Below are 835 nucleotides of genomic sequence, written 5' to 3'. Positions count from 1 at the left end.
TATCGGGAAGACAGGATTCGAACCTGCGACACCTTGGTCCCAAACCAAGTACTCTACCAAGCTGAGCTACTTCCCGATCTAAAGCTACCGCTTTATGCACCCTAGAGGAGTCGAACCTCTAACCGCCTGATTCGTAGTCAGGTACTCTATCCAGTTGAGCTAAGGGTGCTCGTTCCTATTCAATTATTACATAGCCTTGCGACCATGCACCCTAGAGGAGTCGAACCTCTAACCGCCTGATTCGTAGTCAGGTACTCTATCCAGTTGAGCTAAGGGTGCTTCTTTCAACCTTTGTCTATGCCGAGGACCGGAATCGAACCGGTACGATCGTTACCAATCGCAGGATTTTAAGTCCTGTGCGTCTGCCAGTTCCGCCACCCCGGCCTCCTCAAGCGAACGACGGGATTCGAACCCGCGACCCCCACCTTGGCAAGGTGGTGTTCTACCACTGAACTACGTTCGCATTGCTTTCTTTATATAAAAAAATGCCGGCTACATGACTTGAACACGCGACCCTCTGATTACAAATCAGATGCTCTACCAACTGAGCTAAGCCGGCTCATTATTATTCTCTTATGCGGGTTAAGGGACTTGAACCCCCACGCCGTAAAGCGCCAGATCCTAAATCTGGTGCGTCTGCCAATTCCGCCAAACCCGCAAAATATGACCCGTACTGGGCTCGAACCAGTGACCCATTGATTAAAAGTCAATTGCTCTACCAACTGAGCTAACGAGTCTTAAAATAATTTTCATTATCTTAACGGTCCCGACGGGAATCGAACCCGCGATCTTCGCCGTGACAGGGCGACGTGATAACCGCTACACTACGGGACCT

9 tRNA genes are annotated in these 835 nt (G+C 50.2%); all 9 read right to left on the bottom strand.

The window, feature by feature from the left end:
- Positions 1–2: 2 nt before the first annotated feature.
- Positions 3–76, bottom strand: a tRNA-Pro gene (locus tag WKT08_RS10430).
- A gap of 19 nt (positions 77–95) precedes the next feature.
- Positions 96–169, bottom strand: a tRNA-Arg gene (locus tag WKT08_RS10425).
- A 36-nt stretch (positions 170–205) separates the two neighbouring features.
- Positions 206–279 (bottom strand) — tRNA-Arg (locus WKT08_RS10420).
- Positions 280–298: 19 nt separating this feature from the next.
- Positions 299–384, bottom strand: a tRNA-Leu gene (locus tag WKT08_RS10415).
- Positions 385–391: 7 nt separating this feature from the next.
- A tRNA-Gly gene (locus WKT08_RS10410) sits at positions 392–463 on the bottom strand.
- Between the two features lie 23 nt (positions 464–486).
- A tRNA-Thr gene (locus tag WKT08_RS10405) sits at positions 487–559 on the bottom strand.
- 17 nt (positions 560–576) lie between these two features.
- A tRNA-Leu gene (locus WKT08_RS10400) sits at positions 577–658 on the bottom strand.
- A gap of 6 nt (positions 659–664) precedes the next feature.
- Positions 665–737, bottom strand: a tRNA-Lys gene (locus WKT08_RS10395).
- A gap of 24 nt (positions 738–761) precedes the next feature.
- A tRNA-Asp gene (locus tag WKT08_RS10390) sits at positions 762–834 on the bottom strand.
- Between the last annotated feature and the right edge of the window lies 1 nt (position 835).

It is taken from the genome of Streptococcus sp. HCA-5024, from assembly GCF_037890265.1.
Taxonomy (GTDB): Bacteria; Bacillota; Bacilli; order Lactobacillales; family Streptococcaceae; genus Streptococcus; species Streptococcus lingualis.
This window is presented reverse-complemented; position numbering and strand designations above follow the sequence as displayed.